The following is a 22,518-nucleotide window of genomic DNA, read 5'->3' on the forward strand; positions in this document are numbered from 1 at the left end:
ACGAGATGGCGTTATTAAATGTAGATAAATTGTCGGTGCACTTCGGCGACGAAGGCACACCGTTTCGCGCCGTGGACCGCATCAGCTACAGCGTGAAGCAGGGCGAAGTCGTGGGCATCGTTGGGGAGTCTGGTTCCGGTAAATCCGTGAGCTCGCTGGCGATCATGGGGCTGATTGACTACCCGGGCCGCGTGATGGCGGAAAAACTGGAGTTCAACGGCCGGGACCTGAAGCGCATTTCCGAAAAAGAGCGTCGCCAGCTGGTGGGCGCGGAAGTGGCGATGATTTTCCAGGACCCGATGACCAGCCTGAACCCCTGCTACACCGTCGGTTTCCAGATTATGGAAGCGATTAAGGTGCATCAGGGCGGTAACAAAAAGACCCGTCGCCAGCGCGCGATCGATCTGCTCAATCAGGTGGGGATTCCCGACCCGGCGTCGCGTCTGGACGTCTATCCGCACCAGCTCTCCGGCGGGATGAGCCAGCGCGTGATGATCGCCATGGCGATCGCCTGCCGTCCGAAGCTGCTGATTGCCGATGAGCCGACGACGGCGCTGGACGTTACCATCCAGGCGCAGATCATCGAGCTGCTGCTGGAGCTTCAGCAGAAAGAAAACATGGCGCTGGTGCTGATCACCCACGATCTGGCGCTGGTTGCGGAAGCGGCGCACAAAATCATCGTGATGTATGCGGGCCAGGTGGTGGAGACCGGCGATGCGAAGGATATCTTCCGCGCGCCGCGTCACCCCTACACCCAGGCGCTGCTGCGCGCGCTGCCGGAGTTTGCGCAGGATAAAGCGCGTCTGGCCTCGCTGCCGGGCGTCGTGCCGGGGAAATATGACCGCCCGAACGGCTGTCTGCTGAATCCGCGCTGCCCGTATGCCACGGATAAATGCCGCAGTGAAGAACCGGGCCTGAACGCCATCGACGGCGAGCGTCAGTCCAAATGCCATTACCCCCTTGATGATGCCGGGAGGCCGACCCTATGAGTACGCACGAGGCCACCTCGCAGCAGCCGCTGCTGAAGGCTATCGACCTGAAAAAATACTACCCGGTGAAAAAGGGGATCTTCGCCCCGGAGCGCCTGGTCAAAGCGCTGGACGGCGTTTCCTTCACGCTTGAGCGGGGTAAAACGCTGGCGGTAGTGGGCGAGTCCGGCTGCGGGAAATCCACGCTGGGACGCCTGCTGACGATGATTGAAACACCGACCGGCGGCGAGCTTTACTGGCAGGGGCAGGATCTGCTCAAGCACGACCCGCAGGCGCAGAAGCTGCGCCGTCAGAAGATTCAGATAGTCTTTCAGAACCCGTATGGCTCGCTGAACCCGCGTAAAAAAGTGGGACAAATTCTGGAAGAGCCGCTGCAGATTAACACCGGCCTGAACAAAGAGCAGCGCCGGGAGAAAGCGCTGGCGATGATGGCGAAAGTCGGCCTGAAAACCGAGCATTACGACCGCTATCCGCACATGTTCTCCGGCGGCCAGCGCCAGCGTATCGCCATTGCCCGCGGCCTGATGCTGGACCCTGACGTGGTCATTGCGGACGAGCCGGTGTCGGCGCTTGACGTTTCGGTGCGTGCGCAGGTGCTGAACCTGATGATGGATTTACAGCAGGATATGGGCCTGTCGTATGTCTTTATCTCTCATGACCTGTCGGTGGTAGAGCACATTGCTGATGAAGTGATGGTGATGTACCTGGGGCGCTGCGTGGAGAAAGGGACCAAAGATCAGATCTTCAATAACCCGCGCCATCCGTATACCCAGGCGCTGCTGTCGGCGACGCCGCGCCTGAACCCGGACGACCGCCGCGAGCGCATCAAGCTGACCGGGGAGCTGCCAAGCCCGCTCAACCCGCCGCCGGGCTGCGCGTTCAACGCCCGCTGCCGCCGCCGCTTCGGCCCCTGCACGCAGCTGCAGCCGCAGCTCAAGGACTACGGCGGCCAGCTGGTGGCATGCTTCGCCGTCGACCAGGACGAAAACGGCGAAAAGCCGCTTTCCTGATAGCAAACAGCGAATAGCAAAAAGCAAAAACCGGAGTTCAGGCTCCGGTTTTTTTTCGGGGGTGCTGCACGGGCATTACTGCGGGTAAGGCACCCATTCGCCGCCGTTCAGCCGCACGTACGGTTTGCCCTGGTACTGAATCACCACCGCATTGGAGTTCTCAGAGACCGGCGCCGTTTGCGGCAGGCCGCTGGTGTACTGCTGCCAGTTGACGCTGTCTTCGGTAAACATTTTGCCGTCGACCGCGCGCGCGACCAGTTCGGAAATGGCGAGATAGCTGCTCGGCTGTGCGATTTCAACCGCCGCGCCCTGATGCGGCGCCTTCATGCCGAAGAACTTAATCGCAGCAGGTACGTTGGTAATCGACGGGCTTGGGATATCGCGCAGGCCGGATACCTGCATCTTATCGCCGTGAATCGCGCCACCGTGTTCCGGCACAATAACCACCATTACCTTACGACCCGATTTTTCCAGTTCGGTAAAGAACTGGTCCAGCTCGTCAAACATCTTTTGTGCCCGCATTTTATAATCGGCGGTTTTGCTCTGTCCCGGGAAATGGTTGCCGTCGTGCAGCGGCAGCGTGTTGTAGAAGGTGGCGGTACGGGCGCCGTCCTCTTTCTTCTCGTTGTCGAGCCAGCGGTTCAGCATCGCCAGATCGTCATACACCGGCGAGCCGTCGAAGCCGAGCAGGGTGACCGGGATACCGGTCTGATCCATCAGCGGGCTTTGCAAATCGCCGTAGTTGCGCACCTCTTTGAGGAAATCGCCGAACTGCCCGTTATGACCAAGCATCAGCTGGGACTTAAAGCCCAGGTTCGCCAGGTTATCGAACAGATAGCAGTCCTTTCCGGCCGGCGAGTAGAGGTTGGTGTGCGACGGCTGGCCGCAGCTTGCGCGCAGCAGGCGGATGGCCGCCGGGCCGCTGTAGGAGGTCGCCGAGTTGAAATTCTTGAAGACGATATCAAAATGCTGCAGCAGGGCATGCTGCATCAGGCCCGCGGTTTCAATATCATCCCACGACAGCGAACAGATATTGATAACCAGCAGCTCGAACGGCTGAGCGTCTTCAGGTAGTGCGCCCGGGAAGGTCGTTTTGCGTTTCTCTTCGGCGGCATAGAAGCTGGAAAGCCAGGCGTTCAGGTTGGCCGACGTCGGCGGCGCGGTCTGCGCCGGCATGTCGCCAACCACCGGTTTGGCATCCGCCGTGGCTACCGTAGCGGCAGCGGTGCCGCCCGTGGTGGTCACGGTGCCGGTCGCTTGCCCGGCAGGGAAGAGCGAAAAGCTGGGGCCGATCAGGGTAATCGCGTTCAGCCAGATCATAATGCCGACCACAAATACGGTAACGCGCAGCCACTGCGACAAGAACAGCCAGGCGACCAGCAGCACAAAGAAAGCGCCGACCATCTGCCAGTTGATGAAGCGGGTGACAAGGTCCACCACGTAATCAAAGCTGAAGCCCGCCACCTGCGAGCCCTGGCTCATAATGCTTTCCGGACCGGGCAGCCAGGTATCGTGCCAGAACAGCGCAAAACCAACGGGAATGGCAATCCAGTGGCGCCACTGATGGAGCCTGCGGTTCGGCAGCGGCAGCAGCAGGAACGCCATAAAGACCAGGTTCTGCATGGCGTGAAAATTCAGGTATCCCGCCCACAGCAGGCCGAACTTCACCAGAAAATAGAAGTTCCAGCCGGAAAGGCCGCGCCAGTATTGCCAGCCCGACGGCGGCGGGGCGGTGGTTTTAGAAGAATTAGTCATCTTTTTGCTTTGCCTTGACGATAGCTGGCCGACGCAGTGTGCCCATTGGCCTGGTGTAACGGGGCTTGAAAAACATCAGTCTGATGGTGGTTTTAATACGGCGCCAGTAGTGGCGCGCCATAAAGCCCAGGGGAAAAAAGATCAGGGCGCACAGCACAACCAGCTGAATAATATCGCTAATCGACATCATGCCTTTTCCCCCCTTTTGGTATCGGCAAGACGATGCGGCTCGGGGATCCGGCGCCAGCTTCGCCCGTCATGGGCCGCGTTCATGACCTCGCTTCTGCCAATGGTGAACGGCAGCGGCGTTGTCCAGCGCTCGGCGGTGACGGCCTGCATTTCGACAATTTCCGCCGTGATCTGCTTATCTTCAAACCAAATCATTCGATTGGAGAATATATCGCCGGTCGGCAGCGGGAAAATATGGTTGAGTGCGGTATCGAGGTCATTGACGCGGCAGAAGGTCAAAAACAGCACCAGCCGGTTGTTGCCGATCGTCATAATATCGCCGAAGCGGTTGGGTCGGCACAGCGTAAGCGCCTGCTCAACCCGCAGCCCGGGCACCGGCCGTAGCGCGACCATCACCCCTTTGTTGTCTGCAGGCAACAGGGGATTGTTCATAATATCGTGTACGGCGGCGCAGAACACATCCCATTTCTGGTAGCCGCGCAGCTTGAGCGGCTGGGTCAGCGCCAGAAGGGTGTTTATTTCATCGGGAACGTGGCGGTGGAACTGCTGTTTTTGCACGCTTTCCACCAGCGTCAGGCAGCGGGAGAGCGGGGCGTTCCAGGGCACCACCAGGTTTGCGCCGCAGCCGAGCAGCAGGCGCTCGTCGGTTGCGCGCAGGCTGGCCACCATTTCGCGCACCACTATCTTCAGCGCGGTGCCGCGCTGGCGGCGCAGCGTGTGAATAAAGCGGGCCAGCTGTTCAATCTGGCTGGTTTGCTCTACCGCAAAAATAACCGTCGCGGCCTGCGCGGTGCGCGAGGCATTAAAAATCGCATCGTTGCTGTCGAACAGCGACCAATATTCAGAGAGCGCCGGCGCGCCCTCCAGCACGTTTTTATTGCTCAGCACGACTTTTTCATCGCTGCGTGGCTGAATATTGGTTTCTTCTTTTTCAGCCAGCTTCCAGACGCCGTCGGTGTAGTTAACCTGCAGCTGCTGGCGGGCGCTGAGGCCTTTTTCATTGCCCCAGAAGGCAATGTCAAAAAGGTGATTATCGCCCTGGTAACGCAGGCTTGCTAAACCAGAGAGCGAGCGATGTTCGCCGAGTAACAGCGACAGCTGAGCATCCGTATTGTTTCCTGGATTGAGAATGAGCAGCGAGCAGTGATAGTAATTGGTCCAGCGGCTGGCGTTATTCAACCATGTGCGCAAACGATCTCCTGGAATATTTTTCCAGGCGTTGTCAGCACACATCAGGATAAATAAATAATCACTTGGCTCAATGGAACAGAGCAAATCACGGTACAGCGAGTATAGACCATTTTCGCTTTTCGGCATGGCGAAAAGACGTATTTTTTTAGGTCCATGGGATTCGTGTAATCTTATGATTTTATTTGGTATTTCTCCCATGGTGATCGCCGCGACTTTGGCATCGGCGGATTGTGCGGCGATCGTCTGGTTTAATAGACTCTCCGCATCTTCTCGCCGTTCAACGTTCATCCACCATACGCCGCCTGTGGGCATATGGCTCACCTCGTCCCATAAAGACTGGATTCCAATTGAGAATACAGGGTTCACTGTGTCCCTCATGCGCTAATTTGGCTATCTGTCAGTTTACTAGCAAAAGCGCCAGATTAAACCTAACATTGAAATTAAAGATTAACAGATTTAGCATGTAAACGAATCTTATGTGTTGAAGACAGTGTAGCGAAAAAAGCAAATGTATTATTTTTTGATGCGAAATAAGTCTTCATGATTCGCTTCCTGAATATATCCGATGAAGGGTAATTAAAATGTCTGAGAATGAACTCCGGACATCGTCAGATTCCGCGCTGGGCTATACTTTCCAGAATGATTTTTTGGCGCTAAGCCGGGCATTTTTGTTGCCTGAAATAGATTACACCGATATTTCCCAACGCGAGCAGTTGGCCGCGGCGTTAAAACGCTGGCCCCTGTTGGCTGAATTTGCCGAACAACAGCAGGGAGCGTAAATGACCATTCTTGGACTACAGGGACTGCGTGGGGGAGTGGGTACGACATCGGTAGCCGCGGCGCTCGGCTGGGCATTACAAACGCTTGGCGAGTCGGTCATTATCGTCGATGCCTGTCCGGATAATTTACTGCGCCTGTTTTTTAATGACGCGTTGCACCATCGCGGCGGCTGGGCGCGGGCGCTTATCGACGGCGGCGACTGGCGCAGCGCGGGGATGCGCTACACGTCGCAGATCGATTTTTTGCCCTTCGGCCAGCTGACGCCCGCCGAACGTTTACATGTCCATTCTGACGAGATGGCGTCAGTACTCCACAAGCTCACCGGAATCGTGACGACCCTGCAGCATCTGAACCACTATCAATGGATCCTGCTCGACATTCCGCACGGGTTTACGCCATGGACGCAGTCGCTGATTGCGGCCTGTCACCACGTGCTGACGGTGGTCAGGCCCGATGCCAACTGCCATATCCGCCTGCATCAGCAGGTGATGCCCGCGAACGGACGCGTGCTGATAAACGATCTGCGCATCGGCAGCCAGGTGCAGGACGACCTGTACCGCGTCTGGCTGGAAAGCCAGACGCAGATTCTGCCGCTGGTGATCCACCGGGATGAAGCGATGGCGGAGTGCCTGGCGGCGAAGCAGCCGGTCGGCGAGTACCGCGGCGATGCATTGTCCGCAGAGGAAATGGTCACCCTGGCGAACTGGTGTCTGCTGCACTACGCGCAGGCGGGGAAACCATCATGATTCGCCTTAGCGCCCTGCTGCTCGCTCCAGAGGCCGCAGCCAGCCTGCGGCGGCGCTATCAGGATTACCGTCGCCACCGCGCGACCCGCCTCGGCGCGACGCTGGGCTGCCTGTGGGCGGCGCTTGCCTGGATCGTCTTTCCTCTCGAGAATCCGCGCTGGCAGCGCATTCGCGACCACCATGCGACGTATTTTCCGCATATCAATCCCCATCGTCCTCGTCCTCTCGACCCGATCCGCTATCTGCTGCAGAGCCTGTGGCTGTTGACCAGCCGTCCGCCGGTGGAGAAGCAGAAAACGGACTGGCGCGCCCTGGCGGCGCTGGAAGGGCTGCGCGGTCGATATCATCAGTGGATGGAGACGCTGCCGGACAGGTTCACGCATAAAACCGGTCACCTCGACCACAAAAAAGAGCTGGCGCACCTGAGCCCGAGGCTGCGCAAAATTATCCTCGGCGTGGTGGTGTTCTTTTCGCTGGTGCTGGCGCTGGTCTGCATTACCCAGCCGTTTAACCCGCTGTCGCAGTTCGTCTTCCTGCTGCTGCTTTGGGGCGTTGCGCTGATGGTGCGGCGTATCCCGGGACGTTTCCCGTCGCTGATGCTTATCGTGCTCTCGCTGACGGTTTCGTGCCGCTATATCTGGTGGCGCTACACCTCGACGCTGAACTGGAACGATCCGCTGAGCCTCACTTTCGGGCTTATCCTGCTGTTTGCCGAAACCTATGCCTGGATTGTACTGGTGTTCGGCTATTTTCAGATTATCTGGCCGCTGAACCGTCATCCGGTGCCGCTGCCGGAGAAAATGTCCGACTGGCCGACCGTCGATATCTTCGTCCCGACCTATAACGAAGATCTGAACGTGGTGAAAAACACCATTTACGCCTCTCTTGGTATCGACTGGCCGAAGGACAAACTGACTATCTGGATCCTCGATGACGGCGGTCGTGAGGAGTTCCGGCAGTTCGCCAAAGACGTTGGGGTGGAATATATCGCCCGTACCTCGCATGAGCACGCTAAGGCGGGCAACATCAACAACGCGCTGAAGATGGCGAAAGGCGAGTTTGTCGCCATTTTCGACTGCGACCACGTCCCGACGCGCTCTTTCCTGCAAATGACCATGGGCTGGTTCCGCAAGGACGAAAAGCTGGCGGTCATGCAGACGCCGCACCACTTCTTCTCGCCGGACCCGTTTGAGCGCAACCTGGGGCGTTTTCGCAAAACGCCGAACGAAGGCACGTTGTTCTACGGCCTGGTGCAGGACGGAAACGACATGTGGGATGCGACCTTTTTCTGCGGCTCCTGCGCGGTTATCCGCCGTGAGCCGCTGGACCGGATTGGCGGTATCGCCGTAGAAACGGTCACCGAAGACGCCCACACGTCGCTGCGCCTGCACCGGCTGGGCTACACCTCGGCCTATATGCGCATCCCGCAGGCGGCAGGGCTGGCGACGGAAAGCCTGTCGGCGCACATTGGCCAGCGCATCCGCTGGGCGCGCGGGATGGTGCAAATTTTCCGTACCGATAACCCGCTGTTCGGCAAAGGGCTGAAGCTGCCTCAGCGGATCTGCTACGCCAACGCCATGCTGCACTTTTTGTCCGGGGTGCCGCGGCTGGTTTTCCTGACCGCGCCGCTGGCGTTCCTGCTGTTTCATGCGTACATCATCTACGCCCCGGCGCTGATGATTGCGCTGTTCGTGCTGCCGCATATGATCCACGCAAGCCTCACCAACTCGCGAATTCAGGGGAAATACCGCCACTCTTTCTGGAGTGAAATCTACGAAACCGTGCTGGCCTGGTATATCGCGCCGCCGACCATGGTGGCGCTGATCAACCCGAAAATCGGCAAGTTTAACGTCACGGCGAAGGGCGGTCTGGTCAAGGAAGAGTACGTGGACTGGGTTATCTCTAAGCCCTATCTCTACCTGGTGCTGCTCAACCTGCTGGGGGTAGCGGTCGGCATCTGGCGTCACTTCTACGGCCCGGAGAATGAGGTTCTGACGGTGTGGGTCAGCCTGCTGTGGGTGTTCTATAACCTGATTATCCTCGGCGGGGCGGTGGCGGTGTCGGTCGAAAGCAAGCAGGTGCGCCGCTCCCACCGCGTCGAAATGTCGATGCCGGCGGCGATCGCCCGTGAGGACGGCCATCTGTTCTCCTGCACGCTGCATGATTTCTCCGACGGCGGCGTGGGCGTCAGAATTAACGGTCAGGCGCAGGTGCTTGAGGGGCAAAACGTACAGCTGTTGCTCAAACGCGGGCAGCAGGAGTATGCGTTCCCGACGAAGGTCATGCGCGTGTCCGGCAGTGAGATCGGTCTGCAGCTGCTGCCGCTCTCTACTCGCCAGCATATCAATTTTGTGCAGTGTACGTTCGCCCGCGCCGATACCTGGGCGCTGTGGCAGGACAGCTTTCCGGAAGACAAGCCGCTGGAAAGCCTGCTGGACATTCTGAAACTGGGGTTCCGGGGATACCGTCATCTTGCCGAGTTTGCTCCTTCTTCAGTGAAATACATTTTCCGGTCGCTTATCGCGCTGATCAGCTGGGTGGTGTCGTTTATTCCCCGCCGCCCGGAACGCACGGTGAAAGAGACGCTTTCGGAACCGGTTATCGCTCAACAATGATGATTACACGATGAAAAGAAAACTTTCCTGGATTTGCGCAGCGGCAGTAGGAATGGGATGTTTACTCCCGGTGAGTACCTGGGCCGAACCCACGTCTGATTCGGCGCCAGCAACGCCTGTCGCAGCCGATCCGGCAAGCGGCAATGCGGCAATGGCGGCACCCGTCGTCGTGGAAAATACCCCGTCGCGTGACGTTAAGCTGAGTTTTGCCCAGATTGCTCCGGCGCCGGGCAGCATGGCGCTGCGCGGGGTAAGTCCGACGGGGCGGGTGCAGTTCGGTATGCGCAGCGATGAGGTGGCATCGAAAGCGATGCTGAACCTGGTGTACACCCCGTCGCCGTCGCTGATTCCTGTGCAGTCGCAGCTGAAGGTCTATCTCAACGATGAGCTGATGGGCGTGCTGCCGGTGACCAAAGAGCAACTGGGGAAAAAAGTCGCTGCCCAGATGCCGATTGACCCGCTGTACATCAGCGATCTCAACAACGTGCGGCTGGAGTTTGTCGGCCACTATCGAGATGTGTGCGAAAACCCGGCCAGCAACACCCTGTGGATGGACATCGGGCGCGACAGCTCGCTCACGATGACGCTGCAAACGCTCAACGTGCAAAACGATCTGTCTTATTTCCCGGTGCCGTTTTTTGACTCCCGCGACAACCGTCCGATGACGCTGCCGATGGTGTTTGCCGGTACGCCGGATCTCCCGCAGCAGAAGGCGGCGGCAATTGTGGCTTCGTGGTTTGGCTCCCTGGCGGGCTGGCGCGGCCAGACTTTCCCGGTGCTGTACAACGCCTTGCCGGAGAGCAATGCGATAGTCTTCGCCACCAACGATAAGCGCCCGGACTTCCTGCGCGATTACCCGCAGGTCAACGCGCCCACCATCACCATGATCAACCATCCGGACAAGCCGTACGTGAAGCTGTTGGTGGTGTTTGGCCGTAATGACGACGATTTGCTGCAGGCGGCGAAGGGGATAGCCCAGGGCAGCATTCTGTTCCGCGGCAGCAGCGTGACCGTCGATGAGGTTAAGCCTCTGCTGGCGCGTAAGCCTTACGATGCGCCGAACTGGATCCACACTGACAGGCCGGTGACCTTCGGCGAGCTGAAAACCTACGAGCAGCAGCTGCAGTCGAGCGGTCTCGAACCGTATCCGATTAACCTGACAATCAATTTACCGCCGGATCTGTACCTGCTGCGCAGCAACGGTATCGATATGGATCTGAAATACCGTTACACCATGCCGCCGTTAAAAGACAGCTCGCGCATGGATATCAACCTGAACAACCAGTTCCTGCAGTCCTACAGCCTGAGCAGCACCCAGGAGATCAACAGCCTGCTGCTGCGTCTGCCGGTGGTGCAGGGGCTGCTGGACGGAAAGACCGATGTGTCGATTCCGGCGCTGCGTCTGGGGGCGGCAAACCAGCTGCGCTTTGACTTCCAGTACACCAACCCGATGCCGGGCGGAACCGTCGAAAACTGTATCACCTTCCAGCCGATACAGAATCATGTGGTGATTGCCGACGACTCGACGATCGACTTCTCCAACTACTACCACTTCCTGGCGATGCCGGACCTGCGCGCGTTCGCCAACGCGGGCTTCCCGTTCAGCCGGATGGCCGACCTCTCGGACTCCGCCATTGTGATGCCGGGCGCGCCGACCCAGGATCAGATGAATACACTGCTGGAAACTGTCGGCACCATCGGCGGCCAGACCGGCTTCCCGGCGGTGAATATGACCCTGGTGAACGACATCGGCCAGGTGGCGAATAAGGATGTCGATATCATGATGATCGGCACCATTCCGCCGGCGCTGAAGGACGACAGCAAGATAGATATGCTGGTGGAAGCGACCAAAAGCTGGGTGAAAACTCCGGCGCGCCATAATGATTTGCCGACGGTTAACGTCGATGAGAACGATCGTCAGCCGGACACCAAAACCACCGTGTCGTCCTCCGGCCCGATGGCGGCGGTGATTGGCTTTCAGTCGCCGTATAACGATGAGCGTAGCGTGATTGCGCTGATGGCCGACAGCTCGCGCGGTTCTGAGCTGCTGAATGATGCGCTCAGAGACAGCGGCAAGCGCGCGGTGATGTTCGGTTCTGTTTCGGTTATCCGTGAGTCCGGCGTAAACAGCCTGCGCGTGGGCGATGTGTACTACGTAGGCCATCTGCCCTGGTTCGAACGCGTCTGGTTTGCGCTCTCTAATCACCCGATCCTGCTCGCGATTCTGGCGGCAATCAGCGTGGTGCTGCTGGCGTGGGTGCTGTGGCGTCTGCTGCGCATCATCAGCCGTCGTCGCCTGGATCCCGATGACGAGTAAATCATGATGAACGTTGTACGCCGGGCAGGACTGGCGCTACTGATGCTGGTCACGTTGCAGGCGCATGCCGCCTGCAGCTGGCCCGCGTGGGAGCAGTTTAAAACCGACTATATCAGCGACGGCGGGAGAGTTATCGACCCGAGCGACCCGCGGAAAATCACCACCTCCGAAGGACAGAGCTATGCGCTGTTCTTCGCGCTGGTCGCTAACGACCGCGCAGCGTTCGCTACTCTGCTTGACTGGACGCAAAACAACCTCGCGGCAGGCGATTTGCACGCCCATATTCCCGCATGGCTATGGGGCCAAAAAGAGGCCGACCGCTGGACGGTTATTGACAGCAACTCCGCATCGGATGCGGATTTGTGGATTGCCTGGTCGCTGATGGAAGCTGGGCGGCTGTGGAAGATGCCGCAGTACAGCGATACCGGCAAAGCGCTGCTGGCGCGTATCGCTGCGGAGGAGGTCGTCACGATCCCCAAACTGGGCGCGGTGCTGCTGCCGGGCAAGGTGGGCTTCGCCGACGATAAGGGCTGGCGTCTGAACCCCAGCTACCTGCCGCCGCAGCTCGCCCGCTACTTCGCGCGCGCCGGCGCGCCGTGGCCGGCGATACAGCAAACCAACCTGCGCCTGCTGCTGAAAACCGCGCCAAAAGGGTTTGCGCCGGACTGGGTGCGCTATGACAAAAAGGGCGGCTGGCAGCTGAAACAGGATAAAGGGCTGGTAGGCAGCTACGACGCTATCCGCGTGTATCTGTGGGTCGGCATGCTGCATAACGACGACCCGCAAAAATCCCGCCTGCTGGCCAAATTCAACGCCATGTCCGCGCAGACGGTCCGGGACGGGCTGCCGCCGGAGAAAGTGGACGTTGCGACCGGGAATGCGACCGGCAACGGGCCGGTCGGCTTTTCCGCCGCGCTGCTGCCCTTTTTGCAGGATCGCGACGCGCAGGCCGTTCAGCGTCAGCGCGTTGCGGATAACTTCCCCGGCGCGAACGCCTATTACAATTATGTTCTGACCCTTTTCGGGCAAGGATGGGATCAGCGCCGTTATCGTTTCACCGCTCGCGGTGAATTACAACCAGACTGGGGCCAGGAATGCGCAAGTTCACAGTAAGTCTACTCAGCCTCTCGCTCGGCCTGACGCTGTTGCCAGCCGCCTGGGCCGCGACGCCTTCCGCACAACAGCAACTGCTGGAGCAGGTCAGGCTCGGCGAGGCCAGCAAGCGTGACGATCTGGTGCGTCAGTCGCTGTATCGCCTGGAGCTTATTGCGCCGAACGATCCGCAGGTGATAGCAGCGCGTTTGCGTTATCTGCTGCGCCAGGGCGACAAAGCCGGGGCGCAAAAGCAGCTGGATCGCTTAAAACAGCTGGCGCCGGATTCCGATGCGTATCGCGCCTCGCAAAGCGATATGCAGCTGTCGACAGAAGACGGCCGCCAGGCGCTGCAGCAGGCGCGTCTACAGGTCGCGGCCGGGCATGTGCCGGAAGGGGTAGCGCTGTATGACAAGATTTTTGCCGGCCAGCCGCCGGACGGCGATTTGGCCGTTGAGTACTGGAGCGCGGTCGCCCGTCTGCCGGCGCGCCACAACGACGCGATTAACCAACTGAAGAAAATTAACGTGCGGATGCCGGGCAACACCCAGCTGCAGGCGACGCTGGCGAAAATGCTGTTTGCCGATAACCGGCGCGACGAAGGATTTGCGGTGCTTGAACAGATGTCGCGCTCTGGCGGCGGGCGCAACACGGCGGCGGACATCTGGTACGATCAAATTAAAAACCAGCCGGTAAGCCAGGCCAGCGTGCAGTCGCTGCAGCGCTTTTTGACCGTGTTTACCGAGGGCGAGGTGTCGAATGAGGCGCGCGGGCTGCTGGCGAGCCAGCAAAAACAGCTGGCCGACCCGGGCTTTCGGGCTAAGGCCGAAGGGCTGGCCGCCGTTGACGCCGGGCAGGGCGGAAAAGCCGTGTCGGAACTGCAGCAGGCGGTCAACAGCAACCACAACGACAGCGAAGCCGTCGGCGCGCTGGGGCAGGCCTACTCGCAGCGCGGCGATCGCGCCCGCGCCGTCGCCCAGTTTGAAAAAGCCATCGCCATGGACCCGCAGAGCCCTAACCGCAGCAAATGGGACAGCCTGCTGAAAACCAACCGCTACTGGCTGCTGATAAAGCAGGGCGACGAGGCCCTGAAGGCCAACAACCCGGATCAGGCCCAGCGTTACTACAGCCAGGCGCAGCGGGTGGACAATACCGACAGCTATGCCGTGCTGGGGCTGGGCGATGTGGCCGCCGCGCGCAAGGATAACGCGACCGCCGAGCGCTACTATACCCAGGCGCTGCGTATGGATCGTGGCAATAGCAACGCCGTACGCGGGCTGGCGAACGTTTATCGGGCGCAGTCGCCGGAGAAGGCCACCGCGTTTATCAACAGCCTGTCGGCCAGCCAGCGGCGCAGTATCGATGATATTGAGCGCAGTCTGACCAATGAGCGCCTGTCTCAGCAGGCGGAAGCGCTGGAGAACCAGGGGCGCTGGGCGCAGGCGGCTGACGTTCAGCGCCGTCGCCTGGCGCTTGATCCGGACAGCGTCTGGGTTACCTACCGGCTGGCGAAAGATCTGTCGGCGGCCGGACAGCGGACGGAAGCGGATAACCTGATGCTTGCTCTGGCGCGCAAGAAATCCGGTGATCCGGACCAGGTTTACGCTTACGCGCTGTATTTGTCTGGCAACAATCAGGATCTGGCGGCGCTGTCGCACCTCAACGCGCTGCCGCGCAGCCAGTGGAACAGCAATATCCAGGAGCTGGCCGATCGCCTGCAGGCAGGACAGGTACTACAGCAGGCGAACCTGCTGCACGACAGCGGCCACGAGGCGCAGGCTATCGCGCTGCTCAAACAGCAGCCGCCGTCCACGCGCTACGACCTGACGCTCGCCGACTGGGCGCAGCAGCGCGGCGATACGCAAACCGCCATCAGCGAATATAACGCCGTGCTGGCGAAAGACGCCGGTAACGACGATGCGCATCTTGGGCTTGCGGAGGTGTACAGCGAAGACGGCAATTCGACCACCGCGCGGGAACAGCTGGCGAAGCTGAAAGCGCCCACCCCTGACGCGCCGCGTTCAATCAATATGCAGCGGCGCATCGCGCTGGTGTATGCGGCGCTTGGCGATACCGCGCAGGCGGAGCAGATTTTCAGCGCTATCGCGCCGCAGGCGAAAGCGCAGCCGCCGTCAATGGAAAGCGCGATGGTGCTGCGCGATAGCGCCCGCCTGCAGGCGAAAAACGGTAATCCACAGCAGGGACTGGACAGCTATAAGGACGCGATGGTGGCGACCAGGATAACCCCGACGCGGCCGCAGGATAACGACACCTTTACGCGTCTTACCCGCAATGACGAGCAGGATGACTGGCTTAAACGCGGCGTACGCAGCGATGCCGCCGACCTGTATCGCCAGCAGGACGTGAACGTCACGCTTGAGCATGACTACTGGGGCTCCAGCGGCACGGGCGGCTATTCCGATCTGAAAGCGCATACCACCATGCTGCAGGTGGATGCGCCGCTGTCGGACGGGCGGATGTTTTTCCGTACCGACTATGTGAACATGAACGCCGGCAGCTTCTCCACCAAAAGCAATGGCGGCTATTCGCCGAGCTGGGGCACCTGCGATCTGGCGACCTGCTTCGGCGGCAGTAAAAACCAGAGCGATAACGGCGCAAGCGTCGCGGTGGGCTGGTATAACAATACCTGGAATATGGACATCGGCACCACGCCGATTGGCTTCAACGTGGTGGATGTTGTGGGCGGCCTGAGCTACAGCAACAGCCTCGGACCGTTGGGCTATACCGTCGAGGGCCACCGTCGACCGATCTCCAGCTCTCTGCTGGCGTTTGGCGGGCAGACGGACAACGATAACGACGGCCACTCCGGCACGACCTGGGGCGGCGTGCGGGCCGACGGCGGCGGCATCAGCCTGAGCTATGACAAGGGGGCTGCCAACGGCGTCTGGGCGTCCCTGAGCGCGGACTCGCTGACCGGTCAAAACGTGGAGGACAACTGGCGCGTGCGCTGGATGGCCGGTTATTACTACAAGATCATTAACGAAAATAACCGCCGCGTCACCGTCGGCCTCAATAATATGATCTGGCACTACGATAAGGATCTGAGCGGCTACACCCTCGGTCAGGGCGGCTATTACAGCCCTCAGCAGTATTTGTCGTTCGCCGTGCCGGTCTACTGGCGGCAGCGGACGGAAAACTGGTCGTGGGAGCTTGGCGGGTCGGTATCGTGGTCGCAGTCGCACACCAGCAGGCAGGCGAAATATCCGCTGCTCAATCTGGTGCCGGCGCAATATCGCGATGAGGCCAGCAACGAGTTTGAAAATGCCAGCAGCAGCAGCGGGTTTGGCTACACCGCCCGCGCGCTGATAGAACGCCGTCTGACCTCAAACTGGTTTATCGGAACGGCAATCGACATTCAGCAGGCGAAGGATTATACCCCGAGCCATGCGCTGCTCTATATCCGTTATTCCGCCGCAGGCTGGCAGGGAGATCTGGATATGCCGCCGCGGCCGCTCATCCCTTATGCGGACTGGTAACAGAATAGCCCTAAATACGCGATCTCCTGTCTCCGTATGCGCTCTCTTGACGTATAATGTGCCGCTAATCACTTTACGCCGGGTCTGACTATGCTACCCGGCGTAAAGCTGCCTGGGCTCGTTCCGTGATGTGCCGCAGGGCGAGGTTTTACTCTGGGGAGAGTTACATTGCGCGTAAGCCGCTCACTCACAATTAAACAGATGGCTATGGTGGCAGGCGTCACCATGGTGTTTGCCTTTATTTTTTGCTTCATTCTGCTGTTTCACTTCGTGCAGCAGAGCCGCTTTACCACCGCGACGCAGCTGGAAAGCATCGCCCGTTCGGTGCGCGAGCCGCTGTCTGCGGCGATCCTCAAAGGCGATATCCCGGACGCGGAGGCGATTCTGGGCCGCATTCAGCCTGCCGGCGTCGCCAGCCGCGCCGACGTGGTGCTGCCGAATCAGTTCCAGGCGCTGCGTATTCGCTTTATTCCGGAGCGGCCCGTTCCGGTGATGGTGACCCGCATTTTTGAGCTGCCGGTGCAGATTTCGCTGCCGATTTATTCGCTGGAGCGTCCGGCCAACCCGCAGCCTATTGCCTACCTGCTGCTGCAGTCCGACTCGTATCGCATGTATCAGTTTGTGATGAGCGCGCTTGCAACGTTAGTGACTGCTTACTTACTTTTGGTGCTGATGCTCACCGTGGCGATCACCTGGTGCATCAACCGGCTCGTGGTGCGCCCGCTGCGCGCGATTGCCCGCGAGATTAACGACGTCATGCCGATGGACCGCGTCGGCCATCAGCTGGCGCTGCCGCGTCTGCATCATGACGATGAGATTGGCATGCTGGTGCGCAGCTACAACCGGAACCAGCAGTACCTGCTGCGCCAGCACGAAGAGGCAGGCAGCCACGCGACCCGTTATCCGGTGTCTGAGCTACCGAACAAGGCCTTCCTGCTGGCGATGCTGGACCAGGCCGTCGCCCGTAAGGAGTCGACGGCGCTGATGGTTATCGCCTGCGAAACGCTGCAGGACACGGCAGGCGTGCTGAAGGAGACGCAGCGCGAGATGCTGCTGCTGACCCTGGTGGAGAAGCTGCGTGGGGTGATTTCTCCGCAAATGATGCTGGCGCAGGCCAGCGGCTACGATTTTGCCATTCTGGCCAAAGGCGTCACCGAGTCCTGGCAGGCGATCACATTAGGTAAGCAAGTGCTCACTATCATTAATGAGCGTTTGCCGCTCCAGGGCATTCAGCTGCGACCCAGCGCCAGCGTCGGTATCGCCATGTTCCACGGCGAACTCAGCGCCGAACAGCTGTATCGCCGGGCCTTTTCGGCGGCCTTTACCGCGCGGCGCAAGGGTAAGAATCAGATAGAGTTTTTTGACCCGGAAGAGATGGAGAAAGCGCAGCGTCGATTGACGGAAGAGAACGATATCCTGCTGGCGCTGGATAACCATCAGTTCGCCCTGTGGCTGCAGCCGCAGGTCAATATCGCCACCGGTGAAGTCTGCAGCGCTGAGGTGCTGTTACGCCAGCGGCAGCCGGACGGTAGCTGGGCGCTGCCCTGCGACCTTATCGACAGGATTGAAAACTGCGGCCTGATGGTGACCGTGGGCTACTGGGTGCTGGAGGAGTCCTGCCGTCTGCTGGCGGCGTGGCAGAGCCGCGGCATAATGCTGCCGCTGTCGGTCAACCTTTCCGCTTTGCAGCTGCTGCATGAAAACATGGTGTCGGACATGCTGGAGCTGATGAACCGTTACCGTATCGCCCCGAACACGCTGGTGCTGGAGGTGACCGAGAGCCGCCGTATTGACGACCCGAAGGCCGCAGTCGCCATTCTGCGCCCGCTGCGCAATGCCGGGGTACAGATAGCGCTGGATGACTTTGGGATGGGCTATGCCGGGCTGCGTCAGCTGCAGCATATGAAATCGCTGCCGGTGGATATTCTGAAGATTGACCGGGTCTTTGTGGAGTCCCTGCCGGAGGACGCCAGCATGGTGGCTGCAATAATCCAGCTGGCGCGCAGCCTCAGCCTCAGCATTGTGGCGGAGGGCGTGGAGACGCAGTCGCAGTACGACTGGCTGAAGGCGGCGGGCGTCGACTGCGCCCAGGGGTTCCTGTTTGCCCGCGCCGTGCCGCTGGAAACCTTTGAGCAAAAGTACCTCAGCCTGGCGGGAGAGGATGAAAACGTGTAATTCGTTACGCGCTTGTGCGAGTCAGCTCAAATTTTTTAACATTTCTGTAATTGAATGTTTCTGTAGTGTTTCGTGGATGTTATTTTAAAGCCGCAGGCTGAAAAACCCTACATGGCCTGTGGTTTTACCTTAAGGACATCCTATGAAAACCTCTCTGTTTAAAAGCCTCTATTTCCAGGTCTTAACAGCTATCGCCGTCGGTATTCTGCTCGGCCACTTCTACCCGGAGTTGGGCGCGCAAATGAAACCGTTTGGCGATGCCTTCGTTAAGCTCATTAAAATGATTATTGCACCGGTCATTTTCTGTACCGTCGTCACCGGCATCGCGGGTATGGAAAGCATGAAGGCCGTGGGGCGTACCGGAGCGGTTGCGCTGTTGTATTTCGAAGTGGTCAGTACGCTGGCGCTGATTATCGGCCTTATCATCGTCAACCTGGTACAGCCAGGCGCCGGGATGAACGTCGATCCGGCGACCCTGGATGCGCACGCCGTCGCGGTCTATGCCGAGCAGGCGAAAGACCAGGGCGTGGTCGCATTCTTGCTGGATATTATCCCTTCAAGCGTGATCGGCGCGTTTGCCAGCGGCAATATCCTGCAGGTGCTGATGTTTGCCGTACTGTTTGGCTTCGCTCTGCATCGCCTTGGCAGTAAAGGGCAGCTGATTTTTAACGTGATCGAAAGCTTCTCGCAGGTGATTTTCGGCATCATCAACATGGTGATGCGTCTGGCGCCGATCGGCGCGTTCGGCGCGATGGCTTTCACCATCGGCAAATACGGCGTAGGCACGCTGGTGCAGCTGGGGCAGCTGATTATCTGCTTCTACATCACCTGTATTCTGTTTGTGGTGCTGGTGCTGGGCTCAATCGCCCGCGTGACGGGCTTCAGCATTTTCAAATTTATCCGCTACATCAAAGAAGAGCTGCTGATCGTGCTGGGGACCTCCTCTTCCGAGTCCGCGCTGCCGCGCATGCTCGATAAGATGGAAAAGCTGGGCTGCCGCAAGTCGGTGGTCGGCCTGGTCATTCCGACCGGCTACTCGTTCAACCTTGACGGGACGTCGATATACCTGACTATGGCGGCGGTGTTTATCGCGCAGGCGACGAACAGCCATATGGATATCTTTCACCAGATAACCCTGCTGGTGGTGCTGCTGCTCTCCTCTAAAGGGGCGGCGGGCGTGACCGGTAGCGGCTTTATCGTGCTGGCGGCGACCATTTCCGCCGTCGGACATCTGCCGGTGGCTGGCCTTGCGCTGATCCTCGGTATTGACCGCTTTATGTCGGAAGCGCGCGCGCTGACCAACCTGGTGGGCAACGGCGTTGCGACGGTGGTCGTCGCAAAATGGGTGAAAGAGCTGGACAGCAAAAAGCTGGACGATGTGCTGAATAATCGTACTCCGAGTGAAAAACCGCACGGATTATCCTCTTAATTCCGCCACTTACCTCTGTAATCTGCCCGCAGTCCCTTGATGGACTGCGGGCTCCTGCGCATAATTGACGTTATTTTTCGACAAACGTGTGACTTTTTGCCGTTTGTACGGTCTAAACGACGTATTTAACTCATCATTTTGATAGTGAGTTGTTTTTATAACCAGGATTGTTGATCAGGGGTTCACATGCAGGGCACAAAAATTCGACTCGTTGCTGGCGGTTTGCTGATTATGGCGGCGGCTGGCTACGCGCAGGCAGAAGCGCTCCAGCCAGACCCGGCATGGCAACAGGGAACACTGGCGAACGGTCTCCAGTGGCAGGTGCTGACAACGCCTCAGCGTCCCAGCGATCGTGTTGAGATCCGCCTTCAAATCAACATCGGCGCCCTGAGCGAAAGCGCGCGCCAGAGCGGCTACAGCCACTTTATTCCCCGCCTTGCGTTAACGCAGAGCGGCAGTTTACCGACCATGCAGGCGCGATCGCTGTGGCAGCAGGGGATCGACCCTCAGCACCCGATGCCGCCCGCCGTTGTCTCCTATGATTTCACCCAGTTTAACCTCAGCCTGCCGAACAGCCGCAATGACCTGCTGAAAGAGGCGCTGACCTGGCTTGCCGACGCCAACGGCAAGCTGACCATCACTCCGGAAGCGGTTAAGCATGCGCTGGGCGGCGCAGATATGGTGGCGACCTGGCCCCTGGACCCGAAAGAGGGCTGGTGGCGCTATCGTCTGAAAGGGTCGACCATGCTGGGGCACGATCCGGCGGAACCGCTGAAGCAGCCGGTCGATGTGGAGCAGCTGAAAGCGTTCTACGACAAATGGTATACCCCTGACGCCATGACGCTTCTCGTCGTGGGCAACGTCGACAGCCGCAGCGTGGCTGAGCAAATCAATAAAATCTTCGGCGAGCTGAAGGGCAAACGCGAAACGCCTGCGGCGGTGCCCGCGCTGGCGCCGCTACCACCGCAGGCCGTCAGCATCATGACCGATGCGGTGCGCCAGGACCGGCTCTCCATTATGTGGGACGGCCCGTGGACGCCAATCCGTGATTCCGCCGCGCTGCAGCGCTACTGGCGCGCCGACCTCGCGCGCGAGGCGCTGTTCTGGCACGTACAGCAGAACCTGAGCAAGAACAATGTGAAGGATATCGGCATCGGCTTTGACTGCCGCGTGCTGTACCTGCGCGCGCAGTGCGCCATCAACGTCGATTCTCCAACCGAGAAGCTGGAAAACAACCTGGGGCTGGTCACCCGCGAGCTGGCGAAGGTTCGCAGTGCGGGTCTGCCGGAAGAAGAGTTTAATGCGCTGATTGCGCAGAAGGATCGGGAGCTGCAGAAGCTGTTTGCCACCTATGCGCGCACCAATACCGATATTCTGATCAGCCAGCGTCTTCGTGCGCTGCAAAATCAGGTGGTGGATATCGCGCCGGAGCAGTACCAGAAGCTGCGCCAGGAGTTCCTCAGTTCGTTAACCCTTGAGCAGCTCAACCAGGATCTGCGCCAGCAGCTGTCGCAGGAAATGGCGCTGGTGCTGCAGCAGCCGAAAGGGGAACCGGAATATAACATGAAGGATCTGCAGGCAATCTGGGACAAGCTGATGGTGCAATCCGCCGCCGCGGCGCCCGCCGTCAGCGATGATGCGCACCAGAACGTCACGGATACGCCGCCAGCGCAGTAACTCCCCTTAGCGCCAGGCCCTCTCCCGTAAGGAAGAGGGCCTGCGTTGCTTAACGCGGCATCGCCTCGCGCGGGATAATCGCGCCGCGATACTGAATCACCGTACTCGCGGTCAGATGGCCGCGCGCCGCGGCGGATGCGGCATCGCCGCCGGTCAGGCGTACCGCCAGATAACCGGCGCTGAAGGAGTCGCCTGCCGCCGTGGTATCCACCACTTTCTCTTTCGGCAGCTTCACTGCGGGCACCTCAATCACCGCTTCGCCGGCAATTGCCACCAGGCAGGCGTCGGCGCCGCGCTTAATCACCACTTCCGTCACGCCAGCCGCCTGGGTGCGGGCAATAACGTCATCGACCGGTTTTTCTCCCCACAGCGCATCTTCGTCATCCAGCGTCAGGAAGGCGATATCGGTGCACTGCAGCATCTGCTGGTACACCTGCTGCGTCTCTTCGCGGCTGGCCCACAGGCGCGGACGGTAGTTGTTATCGAAAATCACCTTGCCGCCGTTGGCGCGGCATTCGCGCAGCAAGGACAGCAGCTTGTCGCGGCTGGTAGGGCTGAGGATCGCGAGGCTTATTCCGCTGAGATACAGGTAGTCAAAGGTGGCCAGCGTTTCGCAAATCGCGGCGGACTGCTCGCTCTCCAGCCAGAATTTTGCCGCCGCTTCGTTGCGCCAGTAGTAGAAGGTGCGCTCGCCGGTATCGTCAGTTTCGATGTAGTAGAGCCCCGGCAGGCGGTTTTCCATACGCTGAATCAGTTCGGTGCCGACGCGTTCGCCCTGCCAGGCGTCAAGCATCTGCTGGCTGAAGCTGTCGGTGCCCAGTGCGGTCACATAGTCCACGTGCAGCGCGGCAGGGTCGACCTGGCGGGCGATGTACACGGAGGTGTTGAGTGTATCTCCGCCGAACCCACGGTTTACCGCCGCCCCTTTTTCAGACAGCTCAATCATGCATTCGCCGATCACGGCAATTTTCCTGGACATAGTCTTCAACCCGGTTCTGATGCAAAAAGTAGCGCTAGTGTGCGCTGCGAGAATTTTATGGTCAACCATATTAAAAC

Annotated in this window: 15 protein-coding genes; 11 read left to right on the forward strand and 4 right to left on the reverse strand. The window is 59.5% G+C overall.

The features are described 5' to 3' along the window. Window positions 1-5: 5 nt before the first annotated feature. A complete protein-coding gene (gene dppD, locus ENTCL_RS01020) occupies window positions 6-989 on the forward strand; it encodes a dipeptide ABC transporter ATP-binding protein (protein ID WP_013364260.1) in 984 nt (327 codons plus the stop codon). Further along, the gene (gene dppF / locus ENTCL_RS01025; RefSeq protein ID WP_013364261.1) at window positions 986-1,999 is read left to right on the forward strand and encodes a dipeptide ABC transporter ATP-binding subunit DppF; all 1,014 of its coding nucleotides are present in this window, start codon (window positions 986-988) and stop codon (window positions 1,997-1,999) included. Before dppD ends, dppF begins: the two co-directional genes overlap by 4 nt. A 75-nt stretch (window positions 2,000-2,074) precedes the next feature. Here dppF and bcsG read toward each other — a convergent pair whose 3' ends face one another. From bcsG to bcsE, 3 genes are read right to left on the reverse strand one after another with little or no spacing between them, the layout of a single operon-like run. Continuing rightward, the gene (bcsG, locus tag ENTCL_RS01030) at window positions 2,075-3,754 is read right to left on the reverse strand and encodes a cellulose biosynthesis protein BcsG (RefSeq protein ID WP_013364262.1); all 1,680 of its coding nucleotides are present in this window, start codon (window positions 3,752-3,754) and stop codon (window positions 2,075-2,077) included. Continuing rightward, window positions 3,747-3,944: a cellulose biosynthesis protein BcsF gene (gene bcsF, locus ENTCL_RS01035; protein WP_013364263.1), complete on the reverse strand. Its 198-nt coding sequence runs from the start codon at window positions 3,942-3,944 to the stop codon at window positions 3,747-3,749. The genes bcsG and bcsF overlap by 8 nt, the downstream gene beginning before the upstream one ends. Beyond that, complete coding sequence (gene bcsE, locus ENTCL_RS01040; RefSeq protein ID WP_071841371.1) at window positions 3,941-5,500, reverse strand: cellulose biosynthesis c-di-GMP-binding protein BcsE; 1,560 nt, start codon at window positions 5,498-5,500, stop codon at window positions 3,941-3,943. The genes bcsF and bcsE overlap by 4 nt, the downstream gene beginning before the upstream one ends. A gap of 215 nt (window positions 5,501-5,715) precedes the next feature. Between bcsE and bcsR the strand changes: the two genes are divergently transcribed. From bcsR to ENTCL_RS01085, 9 genes are all read left to right on the forward strand, one after another. Continuing rightward, window positions 5,716-5,913: a cellulose biosynthesis protein BcsR gene (bcsR, locus tag ENTCL_RS01045; RefSeq protein ID WP_013364265.1), complete on the forward strand. Its 198-nt coding sequence runs from the start codon at window positions 5,716-5,718 to the stop codon at window positions 5,911-5,913. Beyond that, window positions 5,914-6,660, forward strand: coding sequence for a cellulose biosynthesis protein BcsQ (bcsQ, locus tag ENTCL_RS01050; protein WP_013364266.1), 747 nt, complete (start codon window positions 5,914-5,916; stop codon window positions 6,658-6,660). It abuts the gene before it with no gap. Continuing rightward, window positions 6,657-9,275 (forward strand): UDP-forming cellulose synthase catalytic subunit, encoded by a 2,619-nt coding sequence (gene bcsA, locus ENTCL_RS01055; RefSeq protein WP_013364267.1) that lies wholly within the window; start codon window positions 6,657-6,659, stop codon window positions 9,273-9,275. Before bcsQ ends, bcsA begins: the two co-directional genes overlap by 4 nt. 10 nt (window positions 9,276-9,285) lie before the next feature. Beyond that, window positions 9,286-11,592 (forward strand): cellulose biosynthesis cyclic di-GMP-binding regulatory protein BcsB, encoded by a 2,307-nt coding sequence (bcsB, locus tag ENTCL_RS01060; RefSeq protein WP_013364268.1) that lies wholly within the window; start codon window positions 9,286-9,288, stop codon window positions 11,590-11,592. A gap of 3 nt (window positions 11,593-11,595) precedes the next feature. Next, window positions 11,596-12,705, forward strand: coding sequence for a cellulose synthase complex periplasmic endoglucanase BcsZ (gene bcsZ, locus ENTCL_RS01065; RefSeq protein ID WP_013364269.1), 1,110 nt, complete (start codon window positions 11,596-11,598; stop codon window positions 12,703-12,705). After that, window positions 12,687-16,181, forward strand: coding sequence for a cellulose synthase complex outer membrane protein BcsC (gene bcsC / locus ENTCL_RS01070; protein WP_013364270.1), 3,495 nt, complete (start codon window positions 12,687-12,689; stop codon window positions 16,179-16,181). The genes bcsZ and bcsC overlap by 19 nt, the downstream gene beginning before the upstream one ends. 168 nt (window positions 16,182-16,349) lie before the next feature. Continuing rightward, window positions 16,350-18,356, forward strand: a complete 2,007-nt coding sequence (gene hmsP, locus ENTCL_RS01075; protein ID WP_044611863.1) for a biofilm formation regulator HmsP — start codon at window positions 16,350-16,352, stop codon at window positions 18,354-18,356. 142 nt (window positions 18,357-18,498) lie between these two features. Beyond that, window positions 18,499-19,785, forward strand: coding sequence for a dicarboxylate/amino acid:cation symporter (locus tag ENTCL_RS01080; protein ID WP_013364272.1), 1,287 nt, complete (start codon window positions 18,499-18,501; stop codon window positions 19,783-19,785). Window positions 19,786-19,971: 186 nt separating this feature from the next. Next, the gene (locus ENTCL_RS01085) at window positions 19,972-21,462 is read left to right on the forward strand and encodes a M16 family metallopeptidase (protein WP_013364273.1); all 1,491 of its coding nucleotides are present in this window, start codon (window positions 19,972-19,974) and stop codon (window positions 21,460-21,462) included. A 49-nt stretch (window positions 21,463-21,511) separates the two neighbouring features. Here ENTCL_RS01085 and kdgK read toward each other — a convergent pair whose 3' ends face one another. After that, window positions 21,512-22,441 (reverse strand): 2-dehydro-3-deoxygluconokinase, encoded by a 930-nt coding sequence (gene kdgK / locus ENTCL_RS01090; protein WP_013364274.1) that lies wholly within the window; start codon window positions 22,439-22,441, stop codon window positions 21,512-21,514. Between the last annotated feature and the right edge of the window lie 77 nt (window positions 22,442-22,518).

It is taken from the genome of [Enterobacter] lignolyticus SCF1 (assembly GCF_000164865.1).
Classification (GTDB): domain Bacteria; phylum Pseudomonadota; class Gammaproteobacteria; order Enterobacterales; family Enterobacteriaceae; genus Enterobacter_B; species Enterobacter_B lignolyticus.